We start from the raw sequence: 22,482 nt of genomic DNA on the forward strand, positions 1-22,482 counted from the left end.
GAGCTGGGGGGCCAGGGCGTCTTCGAGGTGATGGACCGGGTCTTCACCACCGGCCACTCCTACGTGGGCCGGGCCCGGCCGGTGCGGTTGGCGCGTCCGGCCAGCTCGCCGCCCGAGGAGATGTACTTCGACATCGCCTACCACCCGCAGCGCGATGCCGCCGGGCGGGTCGAGGGCGTGGCCATCTTCGCCTATGACGTGACGGACCTGGTGCGCTCGCGCCGTACCGCCGAGGCGCTCGCGCGGGACCTGGGCTACAGCGAGCAGCGCTTCCGCTCGCTGGTGACGGCCACCTCGGACATCATCTGGGCCACGCCGCCCTCGGGAGAGTTCGTCGAGGAGCAGCCGGGCTGGAGCACCTTCACCGGGCAGGCGCGCGAGGAGTACCAGGGCTGGGGCTGGCTGGACGCGGTGCACCCGGAGGACCGGGATCGCACGGTGCGGGCCTGGGAGGCCTCGCTGGCCACGCGCACCCCCTTCCAGCTGGAGTACCGGCTGCGGCGCCAGGATGGGATGTACCGCGACATGCTGGCGCGCGCGGTGCCGGTGCTGGAGAAGGACGGCCGGGTGCGCGAGTGGGTGGGAGCCCACCGGGACGTGACGCGCCAGCGCCAGGACGAGGCCGAGCTGGAGCGCCTGCTCACGCGCGAGCAGCGCCACGCCCTTCAGTTGCAGGGGCTGGCCAGCGCGGCGCTCGTCATCAGCGAGGCGGACTCCGTCGAGCACGTGCTGCGGGCCATCACCGAGCAGGCGCGCGAGGTGATTGGGGCCCACCAGGCCGTCACCAGCCTGTCGCTGGAGGGCTGGGCGCAGGCGGTGCACGCCACCTCGATGTCGGACAAGTACGCGGCCTGGCGCGAGTGGAAGGAATCCCCGGACGGCACGGGCATCTACTCGTGGGTGTGCCGGCTGAACGTGCCCATGCGGCTGACGCAGCCGGAGCTGGAGGCGCACCCGGCGTGGGGCGGCTTCGGCCGGCACAAGGCCAGGCACCCGCCCATGCGCGGCTGGCTGGCGGCGCCGCTGGTGGGCCGGGACGGGCGCAACCTGGGCCTCATCCAGCTGTCGGACCGCTACGACGGGGACTTCAGCTCCGAGGACGAGGCCATCCTCGTGCAGCTGGCGCGCATGGCCTCGGTGGCGCTGGAGAACACGCGGCTGATGGCGGAGACGCAGGCGGCCAACCGCGCCAAGGACGAGTTCCTCGCGGTGATGAGCCACGAGCTGCGCACGCCCCTGACGGCGGTGCTGGGCTGGACGCAGATGCTGCGCGGCCGGCAGAACGACGCCAAGGCGGTGGACAAGGGGCTGGCCGTCATCGAGCGCAACGCGCGCACGCTGGCGCAGCTGATTGAAGACGTGCTGGACGTGTCGCGCATCATCACCGGCAAGCTGACGCTGCACCGCAAGGGCGTGGATCTGGTGGGGGTGGTGCAGGCGGCGGTGGAGGTGGTGCGGCCGCACGCGGAGCAGAAGAACGTGTCGGTGTCGCTCGAGGTGGACGTGGGCGGCAACGGCACGGCGATGCTGGTGGGAGACCCGGGACGCCTGCAGCAGGTGTGCTGGAACCTGCTGGTGAACGCGGTGAAGTTCACCCCGACGGGCGGGCGGGTGGTGGTGCGGGTGGACCGCAGCGAGCAGGAGCTGCGGGTGCGGGTGACGGACTCGGGCAAGGGCATTCGCGCCGAGTCGCTGCCGCACCTCTTCGAGCGCTTCTGGCAGGCGGACGGCTCGGCCACGCGCGAGCACGGCGGGCTGGGGTTGGGGCTCGCCATCGTGCACCACCTGGTGGGGCTGCACGGGGGCGGGGTACGGGCGGAGAGCGCGGGAGAGGGCAAGGGGAGCACCTTCATCGTGACGCTGCCGGTGCCGGCGGTGCTGCCGGAGGCGCAGGCCGAGGCCCTGCCGGGAGCGGAGGCGGCGGTGCCGGCGGTGAAGCTGGACGGGGTGTCGGTGCTGTTGGTGGAGGACGCGCCGGACGCGCGGGAGCTGATTGCTCTGATGCTGCGTGAGCGGGGCGCGCAGGTGAGCACGGCGAGCAACGCGAGCGAGGCGATGGAGCGGCTGAAGACGTCGCTGCCGGACGTGCTGGTGTCGGACATCGGTCTGCCGGGAGAGGACGGGCACTCGCTATTAAGGAGGGTGAGGGCCTGGGCCGAGGCGAGGGACCAGTGGGTGCCGGCCATTGCCCTCACGGCGTATGCGAGCGCGGAGGACGCGCGGCGGGCCTACCGCGCGGGCTTCCAGGTGCACCTGTCCAAGCCCCTGGAGCCGGCGACGCTCATCGAGGCGGTGGCGCGGCTCGCCGGACGCGGCGACGTGGGCGCACGCACGGCGTGAGCTGTCGGCACGATGATCCGTGCCGGTCAACCCCCGTTCCCTTCACCGGCAGCCCCGGCGCTCTCCGCGCCGAGTGCGGATTTGCCCTGATTTCGGGCCCTTGCGCGCGCTCTCAAGGAAAATCGCAATATTCTGGGGGCCCCCCAGCAACCTTTTCTCGGTCGCTGCGAGAATGAAATCAGCGCTTCACTCCCACCCCTTCCTTCGGAGCTCCCCGTGAGCACCTACGCTGTCCGCCGTGGCGACACCCTCTCGGTCCTCGCCAAGAAGTTCAACACCTCCGTCGACAAGCTCGCCCAGGCGAACAACATCCGGGATCCGAACAAGATCCTCGTCGGGCAGAAGCTGAAGGTCCCCGACTCCTTCGACAAGCCGGCCAGCCGTCCCGCCGCGTCCAAGCCCGCCAAGGGCGACAGCTTCGAGAAGCCCGCCGCTGGCTCCTCCCAGGCCGCCGGCCCGGTGCGCGATGACGACGGTCGCAAGTTCCCCACCTCCGCCGACGGCACCCCCATGTTCCGTCAGGGCGATGCGCAGTGGGGCGGTCGCACCCTCGGCACCAGCTCCTCCCTCTCGGCCGCCGGCTGCGCCATGACGTCCACCGCCATGGCCATCAGCAAGATCTCCGGCAAGGTCATCAACCCCGGCGAGCTCGACGCGCACCTCGACAAGAACGGTGGCTACTCCGGTAACGGCCTCATCTGGGGCGCCGCCGCGAAGATGGCCGGCCTGGGCGCCGCGAAGACCCCCCTGACCGCGGCCAACATCAACAAGCAGATCGACGCCGGCCGCCCCGTCGTCCTCGGCGTGGACTACAAGGCCGGCTCCAACGGCGGCGCCAACGGCACCGACCACTGGATCACCGTCACCCACCGCAAGGGCGACACCTACTTCGCCAACGATCCCGCCACCGGCAAGGAGATCGCCCTCAAGATGCAGAACGGCCGGCTCTCGGGCGGCCCGAGCAACTACAAGAGCACCGGTGAGCTGGTGACCTTCTCGGGCGGCAACCCGCGTCCGGGCACGGCTCCGGCCGGCGGCGGCTCCGCCCCCGCTCCCTCGGCTCCCGCTCCCTCCAGGGGCGGCTCCGTCAAGGGCCTGGCCCTGCCCGCCGGCGACCTGGAGAAGGGCGCCAAGGGCAAGAACGTGGAGCTGCTCCAGCGCGCCCTGGTGAAGGCCGGCCACATGAGCCAGGCCGAGATGAACACCGGTCCGGGCGTCTTCGGGCCCAAGACGCAGGGGGCCCTCAAGGAGTTCCAGCGCGCCCACGGCGTGCCGGACACCGGCTACTACGGGCCCAAGACCCGCGCGGCCTTCGAGAAGCTCGGCGCCAAGGTGGGCGGCTCGGGTGGCACCGGCAGCACCGGCGGCGCTGGCCCCGTGGTCGGCCCCACGGAGCCCGGCAGCACCAAGGGCGGCCTGTCCCTCGGGCAGCTGAAGAAGATCATGCCGAACCTGTCGGACGCCAAGGCGCAGCAGTACCTGCCCCACCTCAACCGCGCCATGGCCGAGGCCGGCATCAACACCCCCAAGCGCCAGGCCGCCTTCGTCGCGCAGCTCGCCCACGAGAGTGGCGAGTTCCGCTACATGGAGGAGATCGCCTCCGGTGCCGCCTACGAGGGTCGCCGCGACCTGGGCAACACGCAGCGTGGTGACGGCGTGCGCTTCAAGGGCCGTGGCCCCATCCAGCTGACCGGTCGCTCCAACTACGCGGCCGCCGGCAAGGCCCTGGGCCTGGACCTGATCAACAACCCCAAGAGCGCCGCCACCCCCGAGGTGGGCTTCCGCACCGCCGCCTGGTTCTGGAACACCCGCAACCTCAACTCCTACGCCGACGCGGGCAACTTCAAGGAAGTCACCCGCCGCATCAACGGCGGCTACAACGGGCTCGCCGACCGCCAGAAGTACTACGCGCGCGCGCTCGACGTGCTCAACTAGCCAACCTTGAATCACACATGCCCCCCTCCCTTCAGGGTGGGGGGTCCGAGCGGGCCGCGGCTGCCTTCCCTGCCGCGGCCCGTCGTCTTTTCAGCGCCCCGCTGAGCGAGCGGGCAGGCGGCGGAGAAGGCACCCGGGAAGGGCCATGCGCACCCTCCGACTCGTGAGGCCCCTGTCGGGGCGAGAGCGAGGAACCCCCATGGCGACGGAGCGAGCGCAGCGGTTCGTGGAAGCCCTGACGAAGCTGGAGGAGAGCGGAGACCTGGAGTCGCTGCTGGAGTTGTTCGGCGAGGACTCGCAGGTGAGCAACGTGGCCTCCCGCCGTACCTTCCACGGGCGCGAGGGAGCACGCGAGTTCTGGCGCGAGTACAAGGGCATGCTGCGCCACGTGAAGTCCACCTTCCGCAACATGATCGAAGCCGGGGACCGGGTGGCCCTGGAGTGGGAGTCCAGCGGCACCGCGCACAACGGCGCGGCGGTGGACTACGAGGGCGTCTCCATCATCGAGTGGGACGGCGATCGCATCGCGCGCTTCTACGCCTACTTCGACCCGCGTGTGCTGGGCCTGGAGCTGTCGCACGGCACCGCGCAGCGCTCGGAGCCTCCCGCCACCGCGCCGGCCTGAACCGGACACCCACGCCTTTTCTCTCGAGGCGTTGGAAGAATTGCCTGCGAGTACGACTCGGGGGGAGAACCCTCCCCGAGCATCCTCTCCTCGTAATACTTCGACATGCGAGCGGACGACCGTTCACGCATACTGAACGGCGGTGTTTCGTCTTGTCCGAGGGGAAGAGATGTTCCGCTCCGTCGTTGCCGCCCTGTTGATTCCGCTGCTCGCTGCTCCGGTCTCGCGCGCCCAGGCCGCCGAGAAGAAGCCCGCCGCGTCGAAGCCCGCCGAGTCGAAGCCCTCCGAGCCGAAGCCGGCGGATGCGCCGGTGAATCCTCCGGAGGAGCCGTCGATGGACTTCGATCTGCTGGAGCCCTCGCTCGCGGCCGAGACGCCGCTGGCGGTGGACCCGGCGCTGACGCGGGCGATGGCCCGCCGCCGCACCATGCTCAAGGTGCACCAGACCCTGGGCCTCGCCACCGCCCTCACGCTGGCCGCCACGGTGGTGGTGGGACAGCTCAACTTCGATGACCGCTACCGCGGCTTCGGTGACACCGGGAAGTACCGCGGCTGGCATACCGGGTTCGTGGTGGGCTCGAGCACGCTCTTCACCACGACGGGCCTGCTCGGCCTGCTGGCGCCCACGCCCTTCAAGAAGGACTTCCGCTGGGACACCATCACCTTCCACAAGATCTTCATGTCCATCGCTACCGCCGGGATGCTCTCCCAGGTGGTCCTCGGCCGCTTGACGGAGGGCCGGGAAGGCCAGCTGTCACAGGTGGCCCTGGCTCGTACCCATCAGGTGCTCGGCTTCACGACGATGGGCGCGGTGGCCGCTGGCGCCCTGATGATCGCCTTCTGAATTCGAGTCTGGAATCCACATCGAGAGTCCCTGGAGTTTCCCGTGAAACGCTCGTCCCTGGCCGTGCTGGCCACCCTGCTGTTGTCCTTTCCCGCGCTGGCTCAAGAGGCCGCCAACGCCGCGCGCCTGTACTCCGTGCAACTCGGTGACAGCGCCCTCACCTACCGCCTCAAGCACAGGCTGCACGTGGTGGAGGGCACGGCGAAGCCCACCGAGGGCAAGGCCCGCCTCCTTCCCGACGGCACCCTCCAGGTGGCCGTGCGCGCCAACGTGGCCGACTTCGACTCGGGCAACGAGAACCGCGATGCCAACATGAAGGAGTCCACCGAGGCCGCGAAGTTCCCCCTGATCGAGTTCAGGGGCCTGGCCAGCGGCGTGAAGGTGCCCACCACGTTCCCCTCGGAGCAGGCGGTGGTGCTCAAGGGCCAGCTCACCTTCCACGGCGTGAAGCAGCCGGTGGAGGTGCCCATGAAGGTGGTGTTCACCTCGGCCAGGGACGTGACGGCCGAGGGCAGGTTCCAGGTCAGCCTGGAGGCCTTCAAGGTGGAGCGCCCCTCGCTGCTGATGGTGAAGGTGGACGACGCGCTCGACCTGGAGACGAAGTTCCAGTTGAAGGAGGAGGGGAAGTGAGCACGAGTCGTCGAGGTTTTCTCCGGGGACTGGCGGGAGCGGGAGCGGGCGCTGCGGCGACGGGACTGGCCGGGTGCGCGCCGGACATCTCCCCCGCGCCGGTGGCGAACGCGAACAAGGACGACGACGGGCGCGTGCGGCTGCTCGTGAGTCGCTACCCGGATCTGGCGCGCGAGGGCGGGGCCATCACCCTGCGCGTGCCCGGCGAGCAGAACCTGCTCGTCACCCACCCGGGAGGCAACCAGTACGCGGTGGTGTCCAGCACCTGTACGCACTCGGGCTGCCCGCTGGCTTTCGAGCAGGGGGAGATCGTCTGCCCGTGCCATCTCTCGCGCTTCACGCTGCAGGGCCAGGTGACGAACCCGCCCGCCAAGGCGCCGCTGACGGCCTTCGTCGCGCGCTTCGATGCGGACAAGGGCGAGCTGCTCATCGACTTCAAGGCCGGTGACACGGACTTTCCCGCCGTCGTGGACGGGAAGCTCTTCTTCCCCTTCTCGCTCTACCCCCAGCTGCGGACGGCGGGCAGCGTGGTGCAGGGCGTCCCCGAGGGTTACGGCAGGCTCCTCTTCGTCTTCGCGCTCGAGGGCGGGACGTACTCGGCGGTGGATGGCATCTGCACCCACCAGCAGTGCCCCGTCTCCTATGACGAGGCGGGGCGGGACCTGCTGTGCCCCTGCCACGATTCGCGCTTCACCCAGACGGGCGAGGTGACGGCGGGGCCAGCCCTCGCCACGGGCCCGCTCCAGCGGTTCACGGCCACGAGCGACGCCTCGGGCGTGCTCGTGGCCATCAGCTGAGCCCCGGCTAGTAGAGGCGGCTCCAGAACGAGCGCCGCGCGGAGATGCGGTCCAGCGCGTTCTGGAGCTCCTCGTCGGAGTCCGCCCGGGTGGCGATGTCCGCCATCGCGATGATGCCCACCAGCCGGTCATCCCGCTCCACCACCGGGACGCGACGCACCTGCCGCTGGCCCATCAGCGCGATGATGCCGTGGATGTCCTCGTCCGGCGTCACCGCCTCCACGTCGTCCGTCATGATGTCCCGCGCGAGCAGGGTGTCCGGCGGTCGGCCCTCGGCCAGCGTGCGGATGACGAGATCCCGATCGGTGATGAGGCCCCGGAGCCGCCCGCGCTCGTCCACCACCGGGACGATGCCGCAGTCCTCGTCCTTCATGATGCGCGCCACATCGCGCAGGCTGCTCTCGAGCCGGGCCGTCTTCACGTTGCGCGTCATCAGCTCGCGCGCCGTCAGCGGCTCGCGCTTCCAGCGGCCCCGGCGGCCCGTCTCCGACTCCGGCCGGGCCTCACGCGCCGGAGGCCGCTGGCCCATGCCCACCAGCTCCGAGTACTCGCCCGGGTCGCGTCGCTCCTCGGTGTGACGCGGCCCGAGGTCCCGCTCCCCGCGCCCTTCGTGCCGCGGTCGGTCCTCGGGGTGGCGCGGCGCGAAGTCCCGCTCGTTGCGCCCGCCGTGGTGCACCCGCTCCTCGTGCACCCGCTGCTCCTCGCCGTCGGTGTGGAACGTCTCGCGCCCGCCGGGCTCCGTGTACGGGCCCCGCCCCAGCGGAGGCGTGTCGGCGCCCGGGCCGGTGCGATCCCACGGGCGGTAGTCCCGAGGCGTGTGGGGCCTGTCCAGGGAGTGGTAGGTCTCCTGGTCGCCCAGCAGCGGCCCCATGCCCTGTCCGCTCGAGGAGTAGGCCGCGCGGTCGTCCCGGCCATAGGGCCCATAGGGGGCGGAGGCATCGCCCGGCGGGGGCACGGCGGGTCGGCTCCGGCTCCAGGGCCACCGCCGGCCCCGCTGGCCCTCCTGGTGCGAGGTATCGTGCTCGGGCGGCGGCGCGCCCACCTCGGTGCGCGGCTGGGACAGGCGCAGCCTGGCGGCGCGGTGGTAGCGGCCCTGGCGCGCGGAGGGATCCTCATCGCGCTCGGGGCTCCAGCCGGTGGCATCGGACTCGGAGCGCTCGCGGGAGCCCGGCGGGGCCTCCGCGGCACGACGTTCCCGCTCCCGTTCACTCAGGGGGGTGCCGTTGGGCGGCGAGGTGCGTGCCGGGACATCCCGGCCATCGTCGGTGGGCCTCTGGGCCATGTGTCAGACCTCCTGCTCGGATGTGGACGCCGAAGGCTCGACACGAAGCCCGCGTCTTCCAAGGGGGTCTCCCGTGGGTGCCGCCCGTGCTGTCCGCCCACGGGCACGTCCCCACCGTCCGAGTGCCCGGCGCCCGACAACGGGCTACCCTCGGGTACAGGGCCTCAGTGCGTGGCGAGGGCCTCGCCCAGGCGCACCAGCCCGCCGAAGTCCTCCAGCTCACCCCCGGCCTCGGGAGCGGCCACGGCCACCGCGCCCGCGGGCAGCCGCTCGGCCAGCCGGGCCAGCAGTCCCCGGTGGGCCTCGGCGCGGGCGCGCTCGCTCTCGGCGAGTTGGATGAGCGCCTTCACCCCGTCGCGCGCCGCGCCATCGTCCTCCACGTGCCGCAGCAGGGACTCGGGGGGCTCCAGCGCGTCCTCGCGCGCCCAGCTCCGGTTGAGCACGTAGCCGGCGAAGGGCAGCCCCTTCTCGCGCAGCATGTCCCGGAAGTACGAGGCCTCCTCCAGCGAGGCCTCCTCCGGGGACGTCACCAGCAGGAAGGAGGCGTCCGGCGAGGACAGCCGCGAGCGCAGCCGATCCGCCCGCAGCCGGATGCCGGCGAACAGCCCGCTGAAGGCCCCCATGAAGGTGCGCATCTCCTGGGTGAAGCCGTCACCGAAGATGCCTCCCAGCACGTTGCCCAGCAGCTGCGACGTCTTGCGCCACAGCCGTCCCCCACGTCCCTTCTCCTCCGGGAGGAAGAGCGAGACGATCCGGTCATCCAGGAAGCGCGCCAGCCGGCCCGGGGCCTCCAGGAAGTCCAGGGCGTGGCGGCTGGGCGGCGTGTCCAGGACGACGAGCTCGTAGCGGCCCTCGTCCAGGAAGTTGTCGAGCGCCTCGGCCGCGGCGTACTCCTGCATGCCCGCCACCAGGTCCGACAGGAAGCGGTAGAGGCGGTTGTCCAGGATGGTGCGCGCGGCCTCGGGGGTGGGCGACAGCCGCTTGACGAAGCGCTCGAAGACGACGCGCGGGTCCAACATCCACACGTCGAGCCGGCCGGTGCCGGGCTCCTGGCCCGCGAAGAGCCGCTCGGCGGGAATGGGGGTGGGCTCGGAGCCGCCCTCGGTGAGGCCCATGGCCTCGGCGAGCCGCCGCGCCGGGTCGATGGTGAGCACCAGCACCTTGCGGCCCGCGCGCGCCGCGGCCACCCCGAGCGCCGCCGCCGTCGTCGTCTTGCCCACGCCTCCGGCGCCGCACAGCACCAGGACACGCTTCTCTCGCAGCAGGGACTGGAGGCTCATGACTGGGCTCCCGCGCGCTCTCTCGAGGGCGCGTGTGGTGCGGGACGGAGGAGGAGGTGCTGGGCGAGCTGCTCCACCAGTTGCATGCCGGTGGCGGGCAGATCGGGCACGGTGAAGAGGGGGGCGGGGAGGTTGCCCGCGAGCCGGGCCTCGGCGGCGCGCGCCCGGTCCAACCGTCCGAGGGCTCGCTGTCCCCGGTGGGGCCCATGCGCGTCCAGCAGCTTCTCCACGGCGGCGCGCCCATCCGGCGAGAAGGGATTCTCCGGCACGCGGTTGAGCACGCCCGCGGCGAGGGGGATGCGGTGGCGCTGGATGGCGGTGGCCAGCTCCAGCGTCTCGCTGACGGGCAGCGGCTCGGGCAGGGTGACGAGCAGGGCGCCGGTGAGGGCGGGGTCCCTGAGCAGGCCCATGCCCTCGCGCACCGAGCGCCCGATGGGCCCGCCGGGCATGACGGACAGCAGCGCGTCGGGCAGCGCCGCCAGGGCGAGCGCATGGCCGGTGGCCGGCAGATCCAGGAGGGTGAGCGGGTAGAGGGGGCTGCCATCCGGCCGGGTGCGGCGGATGAGGTGGAGCATCTGGTAGAGCACGCCCATCTCGCGCAGGGCGGGGGCGGCCTCGAGGAAGCGGCGCAGGGCGCGCATGCGCAGGGCGGCCTCGGCCATCATCCGCAGCGGCAGCACCTCCTGGAGGAAGAGGCGCTGGCCCTCGATGGGGGACAGGCGGACGAAGGACAGGCCGGGGCTCACCTCGGTGACGCGGGGGCCCGGCTCGCGTGCACCCACCAGCGTGGCCAGTGGCGAGGGGCCGTCCTGCTCGTCCGAGGACACCTCCACCTCGGCCAGCAGCACCCGCTTGCCCGAGGCCACGGCCGCGCGCGCGAGCGCCGCCGCGAGCGTCGTCTTCCCCACTCCACCCTTGCCCGAGACGAGCAGCGCCCGCCGTTGCCACAGTGCGTCCAGCAAAGCCGTCGCCCCTCCCGGTGAGTCGTGCAGGGAGAGGAGTCTTAACGACCCGACCCCCTGGCGACAAGTCAACCCGCCCCCGGGACGTCAGCCCGCGGGCGGGCAAGACATACGTTACTGCACGGGCCAGCGGGCGGCGATCTCCTCGCAAGCCAGTTGCACGTCGCACAGTCGACGCGTGCGGGCCTTGGGGGCCAGGTACTCGCGTCCGGCGAACACATCCACCACGCGCACCAGCCGGGTGTCCACGGGGCCCAGCGAGCCCAGGTGCTGCTCGGCGAAGGCCCCCAGCAGCGTGGCGATGTACTGCCCCGAGCGCTCATCGAGGGGGTGGTGCTTGGAGAAATACAGCTTCATCACCCCCACCTTGTTGTGGCCGTGACGGTCCATGGCCTGGAGCACCACCTGGGGCCAGACGCGGATGCTCACGCCCGCCATGAGCAGGGGGGGCGGCTCGTGTCCCACCTCGCTGGCCACCACGCCCCGCAGGCCCAGGCGCGGGTGCAGCTCGCGGTAGCGCTCGATGGCCTCGACGCACAACTGGGCGCGGTGCGCCTCGAACTCATCCAGGTGCACGCCGGTGACGAGCCGGTGCTGGTGCTGGCGCAGGAGCGCCTCGTCCTGGCCGCGGCACAGGAAGTCGGAGATGGCATGGGCGGCCTCGGGGTAGCGAAGGTACTGCGGCTCGGGCGGATGCTTCTGCGCGTGGATGAGCCGCTTGCGCAGCGCGGGCGTCGCCGTGAGGTAGCGCCCCAGCTTGTTCACCGAGACGTGAGGTGACGTCCTGAGTCCATCCATGAGGTGCCTCCCTGATACGTCGTGATGTGAAGACATTAACGGATGGGTCTGACATGTCCTGGGCCTCGGACCTTGCCTGTGCGGGGGGGCATGCACACCTGTGGAGGTGGACGGCCGACAAGGCTCGCTTCCCCCGAGGGCGTCATGCAGGAGAGCGCCCCACTGGGCTCCAGCCCGTCGCTGCACCAGGCGGGAGTGGCGGTGGGAGAGACATCCCAGCAGCTCACCCGCATGGGGGTGGGAGACCACCTCTGCCTCATCTACGAGCACCTCGAGGAGCACGTGGCGGCGCTGGTGCCCTACCTGAAGCAGGGGCTGGAGCGAGGGGAGCGCTGCGTGTACGCGCTGGATGAGCACGGCGAGCGGGAGCTGGCCGCGATGCTGGAGGCGCACGGGGTGGATGTGGAGGGCGAGCGGGCGCGCCATGCGCTCGTCTTCCTCTCCTACCGCGACGTCTTCGGGTACCCGGTGGCGTTCAATCCGGAGCGGATGGTTCGCCTCATCCAGGAGCTGGAGCACGAGGCGCTGCGGGAGGGCTTCACCGGACTGCGGACCACGGGGGAGATGACGTGGACGTTGAGCTCGGCCTCGGGCTGCGAGCGGTTCCTGCGCTACGAGGCGCTGCTCAACCGCTACCTGCCGGGCTCGCGGGCGCTGACGGTGTGCCAGTACCACCGCGGCCGCTTCCGGCCGGAGGTCATCCGCGACGTGCTGCGCGCGCACCCGCTGGTCTTCATTGGCGACGAGGTGTTCGACAACCTCTTCTTCGAGTCGCCGGAGATGCTGCTGGGGGAGGAGTCGGCGGCGCGGCGGGTGGAGTGGATGCTGACGCAGCTGCGGCGGGTGAGGGCATCCGAGCGGACGCTGGTGGCACTGGGGACGCGGCTGGCGAGGCAGGCGGACGAGAACGCGCGGCTGTACGAGGAGGCGCGCGAGGCGGTGCGGGCGCGTGACGATTTCCTGTCGGTGGCGTCACACGAGCTGAAGACGCCGCTGACGCCGCTGCACCTGCGGTTGCAGGCACTGAGGCGGGAGGCGGAGGGGACGATCGCCCACGTGCCGCGCGAGCGGGTGGCACGGGTGGTGGAGGGGGCGGAGCACCAGCTGCGCAAGCTGACGGGGCTGGTGGACGACCTGTTGGATGTGTCGCGGCTGGCGGCGGGCAAGCTGCTGCTGAGCTGGGAGGACGTGGACCTGGCGGAGGTGGCGCGGGAGGTGGTGGAGGGCTTCGCGCAGCAGGGCGAGAGGGTGGGAAGCCCGCTGGAGGTGGAGGCGGAGCTGCCGGTGATGGGGAGGTGGGACCGGCTGAGACTGGAGCAGGTGGTGACGAACCTGCTGTCGAACGCGCTGAAGTACGGAGCGGGCCGGCCGGTGCGCGTGAAGGTGGAGGGAGGGCCGGGGCAGGCGGTGCTGGAGGTGAGGGACGAGGGAATCGGCATCGAGCCGGAGCACCTGATGCGCATCTTCGGCAAGTTCGAGCGGGCGGTGTCGGGGAGGCACTACGGAGGGCTGGGGCTGGGGCTCTACATCGCGAGGCAGATGGTGGAGGCGATGGAGGGGCACATCGAGGCGGAGAGCCAGCCGGGGAGGGGCGCGACGTTCCGGGTGGTCCTGCCGAGGAGCCCGGAGCACGCGGCCTGAATCACCACGCCAACAACCGACATCTCTTGGCGCACGTGCCCTATTCCCCACTTGGAAGTCGTCCCTTGTAGGTTGCTCCTCGGGCAAGTAGAGGCGAAACCTCCCCCGGGACGTGTTCCAAGACGTACCTTCAGCGTCTCATGGGAGCGCGGCCCGAAAGGGGTAACAACGAGATCGCCGAAGTCCTGGTCGGTGGCGGGGAATGCGGTGCCCTCATGCGGCAGGTGGACTGGGCGAACACGCCCGTGGGCCCCGTGGAGGGGTGGCCCCAGTCGCTTCGCACGGCCCTGTCCATCCTCCTCTCCACCCGCCAGCCGATGTTCATGTGGTGGGGGCCGGAGTTGGTGCAGTTCTACAATGACGCCTACCGCCCGAGCCTCGGTGAGGACAAGCACCCCAGCGCCATGGGACAGCGGGGCGAGGAGTGCTGGCTGGAGATCTGGCCCGTCATCGGCCCTCTCATCCAGGGGGTGATGACGGAGGGCAGAGCGACCTGGGCGGAGGACCAGCTCATCGCCATCCCCCGCGACGGAGTCCTCCGTGAGGTCTTCTGGACCTTCGGTTACAGCCCCATTCGCGAGGAGTCGGGCCGCATTGGAGGCACCCTCGTCACATGCACCGAGACCACGCAACGCGTCTTGAGTGAGCGGCGCCTGCGCACCCTCCGGGACATGGCGGTGCGCGCTCCCGAAACGACGAGCGACAAGGCAGCGGTGGAGTTGGCTGCCCGGGTGCTCTCCTCCAATCCGGCCGACCTTCCCTTCTGCGCCCTGTATTTGCTGGAGCCGGATGGGCATTCGGCGGCCCTGGCGGCACTTTCAGGGCTCGAGCCCTCCTCTCCCCTGACTCCCGCTCGGGTAACGCCTGAAGCGGCTCCCTGGCCTTTTCGCGAGGTGTTGGACACCCGCCAGGCCGTCGTGGACACGGGGGTGCAGCAGCGCTTTCCGGGCTTGCGAGCCGGCCCATGGCCCGAGGCGCTCACCACGGCCATGGTGGTGCCTGTCCCCCAACCCGGACGGGCGGAGCTCGCGGGCCTCATGGTGGCGGGGGTGAGCCCGCGGCTGAAGCTCGACGAGGCGTACGCCAGCTTCCTGGGATTGGCGGCGAAGCAGGTGGGAGTCGCGGTCGCCCACGCGCGCGCCGAGGCCGAGACGCGTCGCCGCATGGAGGCCCTCGCGGAGCTGGACCGCGCGAAGACGGCGTTCTTCAGCAACGTCTCCCATGAGCTGCGCACCCCTCTGACCCTCATCCTGGGTCCCGTGGAAGACCGCCTCGCCAACAAGGAGGAGCCCCTGCCTCCACGCGAGTACGAGTGGGTGGAACTCGTGCGGCGAAACGCCCAGCGCCTGGAGAAGCTGGTCAACACGTTGCTCGAGTTCGCGCGCCACGAGGAGGGTCGCGCGCGCGCCACCCTCCGGCCCATGGACCTGGCCGAGCTCACTCGGGAGGCCGCCAGTCTCTTCGAGTCAGCGGCCCAGCGGGTGGGCCTGTCGCTCACCGTGGACTGCCCACCCCTGCCCGAGCTGGTCTGGGTGGACCCGGAGGCCTGGGAGAAGGTCGTCCTCAACCTCGTCTCCAACGCGGTGAAGTACACGCGCGCGGGCGGCATTACCGTGCGGCTTCGCGTCGCCGGGGCCACGGTCCTCCTGGAAGTGGAGGATACCGGCGAGGGCATCCCCCCCGAGGAGCTTCCCCACGTCTTCGAGCGTTTCTACCGCGTGAGAGGTGCCTTCTCGCGCAGCCACGAGGGCAGTGGCATCGGCCTGGCCCTGGTGAGGGAGCTTGCTCGGATGCACGGGGGGGACGTGTCCGTGGAGAGCCAGCCCGGGCAGGGCAGCCGTTTCACCGTGAGCCTGCCGCTGGGCAAGGCATACCCGTCCGCTGACGCGCTTGCCGCCGGGATGCCCGTCGGGCACGGCGCTCCCGGGCGCACCGCGCGGGCCTTTGTCGAGGAGGCACTCCATTGGACACCCACCCCCGGGGACACGCCTGCCCCGCCAGCGGCCACGGCCGGTGCCAGAGCGCGCATCCTCCTCGCCGACGACAACGCGGACCTTCGGCACTACGTCTCCGGGCTGCTCGCCAGTGCCTTTGACGTGGAGGCCGTCGCGGATGGGCGGGAGGCGCTCCAAGCCATTCGGGCCCGGCGCCCGGACCTCGTGCTCTCCGACGTGATGATGCCCGGGCTCGACGGCTTCGGCCTGCTGCGCGAGCTGCGACAGGACGCCACGCTCCGTGCCATCCCCTTCATCCTCCTGTCCGCGCGTGCCGGGGAGGAGTCGGCGGTGGAGGGCTTCGAGGCGGGAGCGGACGACTACCTCGTGAAACCCTTCTCCGCCCGCGAGTTGCTGGCACTCGTGAAATCCAACCTCCAGCTCGCGCGGATGCGCCAGGAGATCGGCCGGCGCGAAGCCCTGGAGGCAAGTCTCCAGGAGGCAGTGCGGGCCCGCGCCCTGGCTGAAGAGGCCAATCGGCTCAAGGACGAGTTCCTCTCCACCGTCAGCCACGAGCTGAGGACGCCCCTCACCGCCATCCTGGGCTGGGTACAGATGCTCAAGACGGGAAACCTGCCGCCCGAGAAGTACGAGAGGGCGCTGGCCACGGTGGAGCGCAACGCCCGCTCCCAGGCCCAGCTCATCGAGGACCTTCTCGACGTGAGCCGCATCATGTCGGGCAAGCTCAAGCTCGAGGTGGAGCCGGTGGACATGTGCCTGGTGGTGGAGGCCGCGCTGGACACGGTGCGCCCGGCGGCGGACGCCAAGGGGATTCGCTTGCAGACGGCGCTCGACTCCACCGGGCGCGTCATGGGGGATGCACACCGGCTTCAGCAGGTGGTGTGGAACCTGCTCTCCAACGCGGTGAAGTTCACGCCCAAGGGTGGCCGTGTCCAGGTGCTCGTGGAACGGCGTGACTCCTCGGTTGAAATCACGGTCGCGGACACGGGCCCGGGCATCTCCTCGGACTTCCTCCCCCATGTCTTCGACAGGTTCCGACAAGCAGACGCGAGCACCACACGCAACCATGGAGGCCTGGGACTGGGCTTGTCCATTGTCCGCCAGTTGGTGGAGCTGCACGGAGGCGGCGTGCAGGCCTTCAGCGAGGAGGGCAAGGGGGCCTCCTTCGTCGTGCGGCTGCCACTCTCCGTGGCCCTACGCAAGGAGGTCGTGATTCCGCAACCGTGGAGCGCGGGCCCGTCAGGCGAGGACATCCCGTGCACGCCCCAGCTCGCGGGCCTGCGCGTGCTCATCGTGGATGACGAGGAGGACACCCGTGACTACCTGCGCACGTTGCTCGAGGGCTGTAAGGCCAGCGTCCTCGCGGCGGCCTCGGTCGCGGAGGGGTTCGAGGTGTTGAAGCGGGAGCGGCCGGACATCCTCGTGTCCGACATTGGGATGCCCGAGGAGGACGGCTACGCCTTCATCCGGAAGGTGCGGGCGCTGTCTCGTGACGCGGGAGGCGGCACGCCCGCTGTCGCCCTCACCGCCTACGCCCGGGTCGAGGACCGCACGCGCGTGCTGCTCGCGGGCTTCCATAGTCACGTGCCCAAGCCAGTCGAGCCCGTGGAGCTCCTGGCCGTTCTCACCTCTTTGTCCAAGGCGTTGGGCCGGTGAACCCTGTCGGAATCCTACCTGGGCTCCGGCTGCTGGCCGTACGTCTTGAACTTCTCGAGCACCACGGCCATCTCCGCCGCGTCGAGTAGCACGGGCTCGCCCACCTGGAGCGCGCGCCAGTACATGGCCGCCAGCGTCTCCACTTCGACCGCCAGTTTGAAGGCGCCCGCCAGGTCCCCGCCGAGCGCGAGCATCCCGTGGTTGGCCAGCAGGCACGCCTTGCGCCCCTCCAGTGCCGCCACCGCGTGACGCGACAGCTCCTCCGTGCCGAACGTCGCATACGGCGCGCACCGGATGTCCACGCCTCCCCCCATGGCCACCATGTAGTGGAAGGAGGGAATCCCCCGGCGCAGGCACGCGAGCGTCGTGCAGAACATCGAGTGCGCGTGTAGCACCGCGCCCACCTCGGGACGCGCGGCCAGGATGTCGCGGTGGAAGCGCCACTCGGAGGAGGGCTTGCGGTGCCCCTCGTGCCCGCCATCGAAGCGCATCAGCACGAGGTCCTCCGGCACCATCGCCTCGTAGTCCATCCCCGTGGGCGTGATGAGGAAACCCTCGTCCACCCGCTGGCTGAGATTGCCGCTCGTGCCCTGGTTCAACCCCGAGGCATTCATCCGCCGCGCCGTGGCGAGCATCGCCTCGCGCAGCGCGAGGTGCCCGAGCGCGCTCACGAGCCCGTCCCCCGCTCCGGCCGCCGCTCGGGGAAGAGCGACAGCAACCCCTCCGTCGAGGCCGCGCACACCCCGCGCTCGGTGAGGAGCGCCGTCACCAACCGCGCTGGCGTCACGTCGAAGCCGTAGTTGGCCACGGGGCTGCCCTCGGGCGTCACCCGCACCGTCACCACCTCGCCGTTGGGCAGCCGCCCGCTGATGTCCGCCAGCTCCCGGCCGTCGCGCTGTTCGATCGGAATGTCGCGCACCCCGTCCTCCAGCGCCCAGTCGATGGTGGGCGAGGGCAATGCCACGTAGAAGGGCACCCCGTTGTCCTTCGCCGCGAGCGCCTTGAGGTACGTGCCAATCTTGTTCGCCACGTCGCCTCGTGCGGTGGTGCGGTCCGTGCCCACGATGCACAGGTCCACCTCGCCGTGCTGCATGAGGTGGCCGCCCACGTTGTCCGCGATGACGGTGTGCGGCACGCCGTGCTGGCCGAGCTCCCACGCCGTCAGGCTCGCGCCCTGGTTGCGCGGGCGCGTCTCGTCCACCCAGACGTGCACCGGAATCCCGCTGTCGTGCGCCTGGTAGATGGGCGAGAGCGCCGTGCCCCAGTCCACCGTGGCCAGCCAGCCCGCGTTGCAGTGGGTGAGCACGTTCACCCGGCCCTGGCGCCCCTTGCGCTCCCACGCCGAGACGAGGAGCCCCCGCCCGTGCTCCCCGATGGCGCGGTTGATGGCCACGTCCTCGTCACACAGCTCCGCGGCGCGCCGGTACGCGGCGGCGATGCGCTCCGAGGGGCGCAGGGGCCGCAGCGCGCTGTTCATCTCCTCGAGCGCCCAGCGCAGGTTCACCGCCGTGGGCCGCGTGGCCTGGAGCAGCGCCGAGGCCCGCTCGAGTGCCCCGTCCGAGGCATCCGCGCGCAGGGCCAGACAGAGCCCATAGGCCGCGGTGGCTCCGATGAGCGGCGCTCCACGCACCTGCATGGAGCGGATGGCGTGGGCCGCCTCGTCGAGCGTCGTGAGCCGCAGCGTGGCGAACACGTGCGGCAGGCGCGTCTGGTCGATGATGCCGACCGACCAGGCATCGGGCTCGACCCAGAGGGTACGCATCGGCTCACCGTGGACCTTCATTGTCTCCGTCTCCTTCTGGGGCTGGGGGCAAGCATGCGTGGGTCAGGGGCAGTATGCCCTGGAGGGGCTGGCGGACGAGGGGTTGGCTGGTTCCGTCACACCTGGCACGAGATGGCTCCGTCTGTCGGGCCTCTCACCCGAGAGCGCCCGGAGGAGAAGACCATGAACCCGAAGACAATCATCCGCGCGTGGAAGGATCCGGAGTTCCGTGCGCACCTCACCTCGGAGGAGCGGCAGGCGCTTCCCGACAACCCCTCCGGTCAACCCATGACCGAGCTGGGCGAGGACGCCATGGGAGACGTCGTGGGAGGCGTGCCCGCCTGTCCGCCCACGCCTCCGCTCGCCATGACCCGTGCGAGGTGGTGCATCACGCAGGGGAGCGCGGTGGACGCCTGTCCCAGCGCCCGGGGCTGTACGGTCATCTTCCCCTGCTGACCGCTTCACCCAAGGGAGGGGGATGAGCACGTCTCGCCTGGGGTGGAGGCTTTCAGGCCCCTGGAGGCGCGTTCTTCGCGAACGGCGCCAGCTGGTCGGCCAGCGCTTTCTGGAAGGCTGGCCGCGCCTCGCAGCGGAGGCGGTAGGCTTCGAGCGCCGGGCGCGCGGCGACCAGATTGGTGTGGCGGAGGATGCTCAGCACGCTCGCCATGAGGAGGTCGCCGGCGGTGAACCGGTCCTCGAGCCAATCCCGGGCGCCCAGCCATGCGACGAGGTCGTCGAGCCTCTTCTCGACCATCTGGACCGCGCCAGGGCGGCGCTGCTTCGCCCATTCCTCGTTCTTGTAGAAGAGGTCGATGAGGGCAAGGCTCTGGATGTGCGGCTCGACCGAGTTCAGCGCCGCGAACATCCACGTGATGGTACGCGCCCGTGCGGCGGGGTCGGACGGCATCAGCACCTCCGACGCTTCCGCGATATGCAGCACGATGGCGCCGGATTCGAACAGCGTCAGACCATCCTCCTCGTAGACCGGCACCTGGCCGAAGGGCTGGAGGCGGCGATAATCCGCGGAGGCCTGGTCCGCCGGTCCGATCAGCCGCTCCTCATAGGCAAGCCCCGCCTCTTCCAGCGCCCAGCGCACCCGATGATCCCTCACGAGTCCCTGCGCCAGAGGCGGCACCCAGCGAAATGCGGTCACGGTGATCATCGGCATCCTCCCTGGCCTATCGGCTCTGGCGTGGAAGGTATCAAAGGACTCGGTCGGACACCTCTCGCCCTACGAGTCGTCTGACACCTTCGGCGGGAACCGAGCGACGCTGTCGCTAAGCCATGGGAACCAAGTCGCTTCAGGGGGGAGGTTCCGGCCGCGCTCGGGAGTAACTGGCCCAATGGTCGGACCAGTCGGCACGGCGCGCGGCCGGAAGGTGCCCATTCTTTGCTACAAGAGCACCCCTGAAAGAACTTGGTTCCCATGGCTTAGCGGATGGCGACCTTCTGGAGGACGGCCCGGTTCAGCTTCAGGTCCGTGAGCCGGATGTAGGGCAGGACCCAGGGGGGATAATCGCCGATGTCCTGATCGGGGCCGATGAGACCGCCCACGACCCTGGACAGCTCGTGCTCATCGAGCTCGCGCGGGGCCTGCCCCTGGATGCTTCGCTCCTTCTTCATGATGCGCCTCCTGGTGATGCCCGACCTGGGCACATGGACGGAGTGGCCCAGGTCGGATTGTGAGGCGGACCTAGGTGTGAATCACCAGCGGCTCGACGATGCCGCTGTAGATGCGGACGGTGATGCCGTCGAACCGGGTGAACTGGAAGAAGGCGTCATCCTCATTGAAGGTGAGGCTCATCTCCTGCAACAGGCCGATGGCCACCGCCTCACCCAGCAGCAGCGACTCCGTGTAGTCGCTGCGCCAATGCACGCCGGCCGCGCTGCGGAACAGCGCGATATTGCCGGCCAGCTTGTTCAGCTCGCCGCCCACCGTCATCTGCGACGCGCCCGAGCCCGCGTAGGCCACCAGCGTGGTGCCATCCGCGCTGGCCACCACCGGGTTCTGGATGGGCTCGGCCTCGTGGAAGAAGGCCTTGAGGAGGGTGGCGCACGCGCCGGAGATGGTGGCGTGCCCCGCCCCGTAGGCCGGGTGCGTGGGGCAGCCTTCCGGGTACGCCTGCGGCAGCAGGTACGAGCCATACCGCTCCGGGAAGTAGGGGGCCAGCCCTCCCGTGGACAGCGAGGTGGTGATGGACGTGTGGAGCGGGTAGGTGCGCCGGCTGTTGAGCTGGTTGTCGACGCGGCCGCCGTACTCCTCGGGCCGCAGCCGCCGGTGCACGCCCCACTTCTGCCACCACACGGCCCTCGCCGCGCGCCCGCCCACCTCGATGAGCGCCTGCAGCAGATGCACCGGGCCGAAGGTCGCGAAGCCCACCTGCCGGCGCGAATCCTCCGCCGTCCCCGGCGGATCGTACGGGTTGCCCACGTTGCAGGGGAACTCCTTGTCCACCTGCGGGCGGCCCGTGCCCGTCGAGTTGCCCATGCTCTGGTTCCCGAGCGGCTCGCTCACCAGGTAGAAGGCCGTGTTCCACCAGGAGTCCACCACCTGGTCGAAGTGGACGTAGTTGGCCCCATCGCGCAGGTTGCGGATGAAGCGGCGCTGCGTCATGTCGAACTGATCCTTGCCCCGGTCGTCCCGGCCGTTCTGCACCGGCAGCCAGTCCTCGGTGAAGCGGGTGAGGTAGTCGGCGTTCGCGCCCAGCTCCGGGAAGCCCTTCACCGTCCACTGCCGCTGGTCGATGACTCGCGAGCCGTAGGTGATGAAGCCCTCGTTGGCGTCACGCCCCTGCCCATCCGGCTTGCGCGGGTCGATGTTGCCCTTGAGCAGGAACTGGGAGACGTACGGGCCCACCTGCTCGCCGGGGAAGATGCCCCGGAACAGGTTCTGCGCCGTGACGGGCACCGTGCCACCGAACGTGCGGAACTCGTTGTTCAGCGAGTTGATGGCCTGGGCCAGGACGCTGCCAGCGGTAGCGGCCTCGGTGTCGTACTGGATGAAGGGCACGTCCCGGGCGAGGGCCATCCAGTACAGCTCCCCCATCTCCGCCGCCGTGTGGGCGCTATCGAAGCGCGGCGCGGGGGGCTGGGTGACGGCCTGGGCGTCGGGGCCTTCCAGCTCGAAGGCCAGGCCCGCCTGCGGGTTGGTGAGCTTCAGGGCGTTGGGCGGCTGGAGGATCTCCTCGAAGTCCCCCGGGTCGCGGCTCTCCAGGGCCCGCAGCAGCGAGCCGTAGGAGATGGGCTCCGGATCGCCCAGGGCATCATGCCGCAGGGCCTTGGAGTAGCTGCCGATGAAGGGCCGGTCCGGGTAGTTGACCTCGTCGTTGTTGTTGGCGTGCGCGGGGTGGTGCCGCCCGGCGGCGAGCTCCGCGGCCTGCTCGCGCACGGCCCGGGCCGACAGGCGCCGCTCCTCCACCCGTCGCGGCAGTTTCCTCGCGGGGGCATTGAACGAGCCGAAGAGGGCCACGCCCGGCATGGGGGTGGGATTGTTCGTGAGGGCCCGGAGGTAGAGAGGGACCAGGGTGAGGTCCACCGGGTTGCTCTTGCTGAACAGCGTGTTCCAATATTCGCCGTCGCTCGACACCTCCCAGTAGGTGGTGCCGCCGAATTCCCGCAGTTGCCACCAGCGGTGTTTCACCGCGTCGTAGGGGACGCTGGCGAGGTTGGTGGTGACGCCCCCCACCATCTGGATGCAGATGAGCTTCCCGTTGGTCGCCATCAACCTCACGTTGTCATTGGAGTGGCCCGCGCGCAGATAGGTGTTTCCACCCGGCACGGTCAACGGCTGGAGGACCTCGACCTTCACCGAGGAGCCCGTCAGGTCGTAAGAGGCACCGCTTTCAAGGTGTAGGCGAGGGTCACGCCATGGGAGGGTTTGCAGGAGGAATCTGGGGGAGGGAGCGTCTCATTTTGAGGTCGGGAATGGCACGCCAAGGCATCTGGCCCGCCAATTTTTGTTACAATGATTGACCC

18 protein-coding genes are annotated in these 22,482 nt (G+C 70.4%); 9 read left to right on the plus strand and 9 right to left on the minus strand.

The features are described 5' to 3' along the window. From VF794_RS31250 to VF794_RS31280, 6 genes are all read left to right on the plus strand, one after another. On the plus strand, window positions 1-2,340 hold a 2,340-nt coding region (locus tag VF794_RS31250), incomplete at its 5' end, for an ATP-binding protein (protein ID WP_331116770.1). A gap of 216 nt (window positions 2,341-2,556) precedes the next feature. Continuing rightward, window positions 2,557-4,275: a LysM peptidoglycan-binding domain-containing protein gene (locus tag VF794_RS41810; protein WP_414640990.1), complete on the plus strand. Its 1,719-nt coding sequence runs from the start codon at window positions 2,557-2,559 to the stop codon at window positions 4,273-4,275. Window positions 4,276-4,474: 199 nt separating this feature from the next. Continuing rightward, window positions 4,475-4,900 carry a nuclear transport factor 2 family protein gene (locus VF794_RS31265; RefSeq protein WP_331116771.1) on the plus strand — a complete coding sequence of 142 codons (426 nt, stop codon included), beginning with the start codon at window positions 4,475-4,477 and terminating at the stop codon, window positions 4,898-4,900. A gap of 169 nt (window positions 4,901-5,069) precedes the next feature. Beyond that, window positions 5,070-5,744, plus strand: a complete 675-nt coding sequence (locus VF794_RS31270) for a hypothetical protein (protein ID WP_331116772.1) — start codon at window positions 5,070-5,072, stop codon at window positions 5,742-5,744. Between the two features lie 42 nt (window positions 5,745-5,786). Further along, on the plus strand, window positions 5,787-6,374 hold the full coding sequence (locus tag VF794_RS31275) for a YceI family protein (RefSeq protein ID WP_331116773.1): 588 nt from the start codon (window positions 5,787-5,789) through the stop codon (window positions 6,372-6,374). Then, window positions 6,371-7,171: a Rieske (2Fe-2S) protein gene (locus VF794_RS31280; protein ID WP_331116774.1), complete on the plus strand. Its 801-nt coding sequence runs from the start codon at window positions 6,371-6,373 to the stop codon at window positions 7,169-7,171. Before VF794_RS31275 ends, VF794_RS31280 begins: the two co-directional genes overlap by 4 nt. Window positions 7,172-7,178: 7 nt before the next feature. Here the strand turns inward: VF794_RS31280 and VF794_RS31285 are convergent, their stop codons facing one another. The 4 genes from VF794_RS31285 to VF794_RS31300 all read right to left on the minus strand — a co-directional run bounded on the left by VF794_RS31285 (window position 7,179) and on the right by VF794_RS31300 (window position 11,493). Further along, window positions 7,179-8,453 carry a CBS domain-containing protein gene (locus VF794_RS31285; RefSeq protein ID WP_331116775.1) on the minus strand — a complete coding sequence of 425 codons (1,275 nt, stop codon included), beginning with the start codon at window positions 8,451-8,453 and terminating at the stop codon, window positions 7,179-7,181. 164 nt (window positions 8,454-8,617) lie between these two features. After that, window positions 8,618-9,733, minus strand: coding sequence for an ArsA family ATPase (locus tag VF794_RS31290; RefSeq protein WP_331116776.1), 1,116 nt, complete (start codon window positions 9,731-9,733; stop codon window positions 8,618-8,620). Beyond that, complete coding sequence (locus VF794_RS31295; RefSeq protein ID WP_331116777.1) at window positions 9,730-10,695, minus strand: ArsA-related P-loop ATPase; 966 nt, start codon at window positions 10,693-10,695, stop codon at window positions 9,730-9,732. The genes VF794_RS31290 and VF794_RS31295 overlap by 4 nt, the downstream gene beginning before the upstream one ends. A gap of 114 nt (window positions 10,696-10,809) precedes the next feature. Further along, on the minus strand, window positions 10,810-11,493 hold the full coding sequence (locus VF794_RS31300) for a hypothetical protein (protein ID WP_331116778.1): 684 nt from the start codon (window positions 11,491-11,493) through the stop codon (window positions 10,810-10,812). 144 nt (window positions 11,494-11,637) lie between these two features. Here VF794_RS31300 and VF794_RS31305 point away from each other — a divergent pair, with 144 nt between their 5' ends. Next, on the plus strand, window positions 11,638-13,134 hold the full coding sequence (locus VF794_RS31305) for an MEDS domain-containing protein (RefSeq protein ID WP_331116779.1): 1,497 nt from the start codon (window positions 11,638-11,640) through the stop codon (window positions 13,132-13,134). Window positions 13,135-13,349: 215 nt separating this feature from the next. Next, entirely contained in the window at window positions 13,350-16,745 is a 3,396-nt protein-coding gene (locus VF794_RS31310; protein ID WP_331116780.1) for an ATP-binding protein, read from the plus strand. 14 nt (window positions 16,746-16,759) lie between these two features. Here VF794_RS31310 and VF794_RS31315 read toward each other — a convergent pair whose 3' ends face one another. Then, on the minus strand, window positions 16,760-17,380 hold the full coding sequence (locus VF794_RS31315; protein ID WP_331116787.1) for a class II aldolase/adducin family protein: 621 nt from the start codon (window positions 17,378-17,380) through the stop codon (window positions 16,760-16,762). 32 nt (window positions 17,381-17,412) lie between these two features. Then, window positions 17,413-18,528 carry an S-methyl-5-thioribose-1-phosphate isomerase gene (gene mtnA / locus VF794_RS31320; RefSeq protein WP_331116781.1) on the minus strand — a complete coding sequence of 372 codons (1,116 nt, stop codon included), beginning with the start codon at window positions 18,526-18,528 and terminating at the stop codon, window positions 17,413-17,415. Between the two features lie 162 nt (window positions 18,529-18,690). Between mtnA and VF794_RS31325 the strand changes: the two genes are divergently transcribed. After that, entirely contained in the window at window positions 18,691-18,963 is a 273-nt protein-coding gene (locus VF794_RS31325; RefSeq protein WP_331116782.1) for a mersacidin/lichenicidin family type 2 lantibiotic, read from the plus strand. A 52-nt stretch (window positions 18,964-19,015) separates the two neighbouring features. Here the strand turns inward: VF794_RS31325 and VF794_RS31330 are convergent, their stop codons facing one another. The 3 genes from VF794_RS31330 to VF794_RS31340 all read right to left on the minus strand — a co-directional run bounded on the left by VF794_RS31330 (window position 19,016) and on the right by VF794_RS31340 (window position 22,315). Beyond that, window positions 19,016-19,669 (minus strand): glutathione S-transferase family protein, encoded by a 654-nt coding sequence (locus VF794_RS31330; protein WP_331116783.1) that lies wholly within the window; start codon window positions 19,667-19,669, stop codon window positions 19,016-19,018. 269 nt (window positions 19,670-19,938) lie between these two features. After that, the gene (locus VF794_RS31335; protein ID WP_331116784.1) at window positions 19,939-20,130 is read right to left on the minus strand and encodes a hypothetical protein; all 192 of its coding nucleotides are present in this window, start codon (window positions 20,128-20,130) and stop codon (window positions 19,939-19,941) included. Between the two features lie 70 nt (window positions 20,131-20,200). After that, complete coding sequence (locus tag VF794_RS31340) at window positions 20,201-22,315, minus strand: vanadium-dependent haloperoxidase (RefSeq protein WP_331116785.1); 2,115 nt, start codon at window positions 22,313-22,315, stop codon at window positions 20,201-20,203. Window positions 22,316-22,482: the final 167 nt, after the last annotated feature.

Source organism: Archangium sp. (genome assembly GCF_036389735.1).
Classification (GTDB): Bacteria; Myxococcota; Myxococcia; order Myxococcales; family Myxococcaceae; genus Archangium.

What these genes read in the sequence shown, in the direction of transcription:
- VF794_RS31290 (WP_331116776.1), bottom strand. Translation starts at nt 9,733, where the DNA reads ATGAGCCTCCAGTCCCTGCTGCGAGAGAAGCGTGTCCTGGTGCTGTGC.
- VF794_RS31315 (WP_331116787.1), bottom strand. Translation starts at nt 17,380, where the DNA reads ATGCTCGCCACGGCGCGGCGGATGAATGCCTCGGGGTTGAACCAGGGC.
- mtnA (WP_331116781.1), bottom strand. Translation starts at nt 18,528, where the DNA reads ATGAAGGTCCACGGTGAGCCGATGCGTACCCTCTGGGTCGAGCCCGAT.
- VF794_RS31270 (WP_331116772.1), top strand. Translation starts at nt 5,070, where the DNA reads ATGTTCCGCTCCGTCGTTGCCGCCCTGTTGATTCCGCTGCTCGCTGCT.
- VF794_RS31300 (WP_331116778.1), bottom strand. Translation starts at nt 11,493, where the DNA reads ATGGATGGACTCAGGACGTCACCTCACGTCTCGGTGAACAAGCTGGGG.
- VF794_RS31335 (WP_331116784.1), bottom strand. Translation starts at nt 20,130, where the DNA reads ATGAAGAAGGAGCGAAGCATCCAGGGGCAGGCCCCGCGCGAGCTCGAT.
- VF794_RS31265 (WP_331116771.1), top strand. Translation starts at nt 4,475, where the DNA reads ATGGCGACGGAGCGAGCGCAGCGGTTCGTGGAAGCCCTGACGAAGCTG.
- VF794_RS31325 (WP_331116782.1), top strand. Translation starts at nt 18,691, where the DNA reads ATGAACCCGAAGACAATCATCCGCGCGTGGAAGGATCCGGAGTTCCGT.
- VF794_RS31310 (WP_331116780.1), top strand. Translation starts at nt 13,350, where the DNA reads ATGCGGCAGGTGGACTGGGCGAACACGCCCGTGGGCCCCGTGGAGGGG.
- VF794_RS31305 (WP_331116779.1), top strand. Translation starts at nt 11,638, where the DNA reads ATGCAGGAGAGCGCCCCACTGGGCTCCAGCCCGTCGCTGCACCAGGCG.
- VF794_RS31330 (WP_331116783.1), bottom strand. Translation starts at nt 19,669, where the DNA reads ATGATCACCGTGACCGCATTTCGCTGGGTGCCGCCTCTGGCGCAGGGA.
- VF794_RS31285 (WP_331116775.1), bottom strand. Translation starts at nt 8,453, where the DNA reads ATGGCCCAGAGGCCCACCGACGATGGCCGGGATGTCCCGGCACGCACC.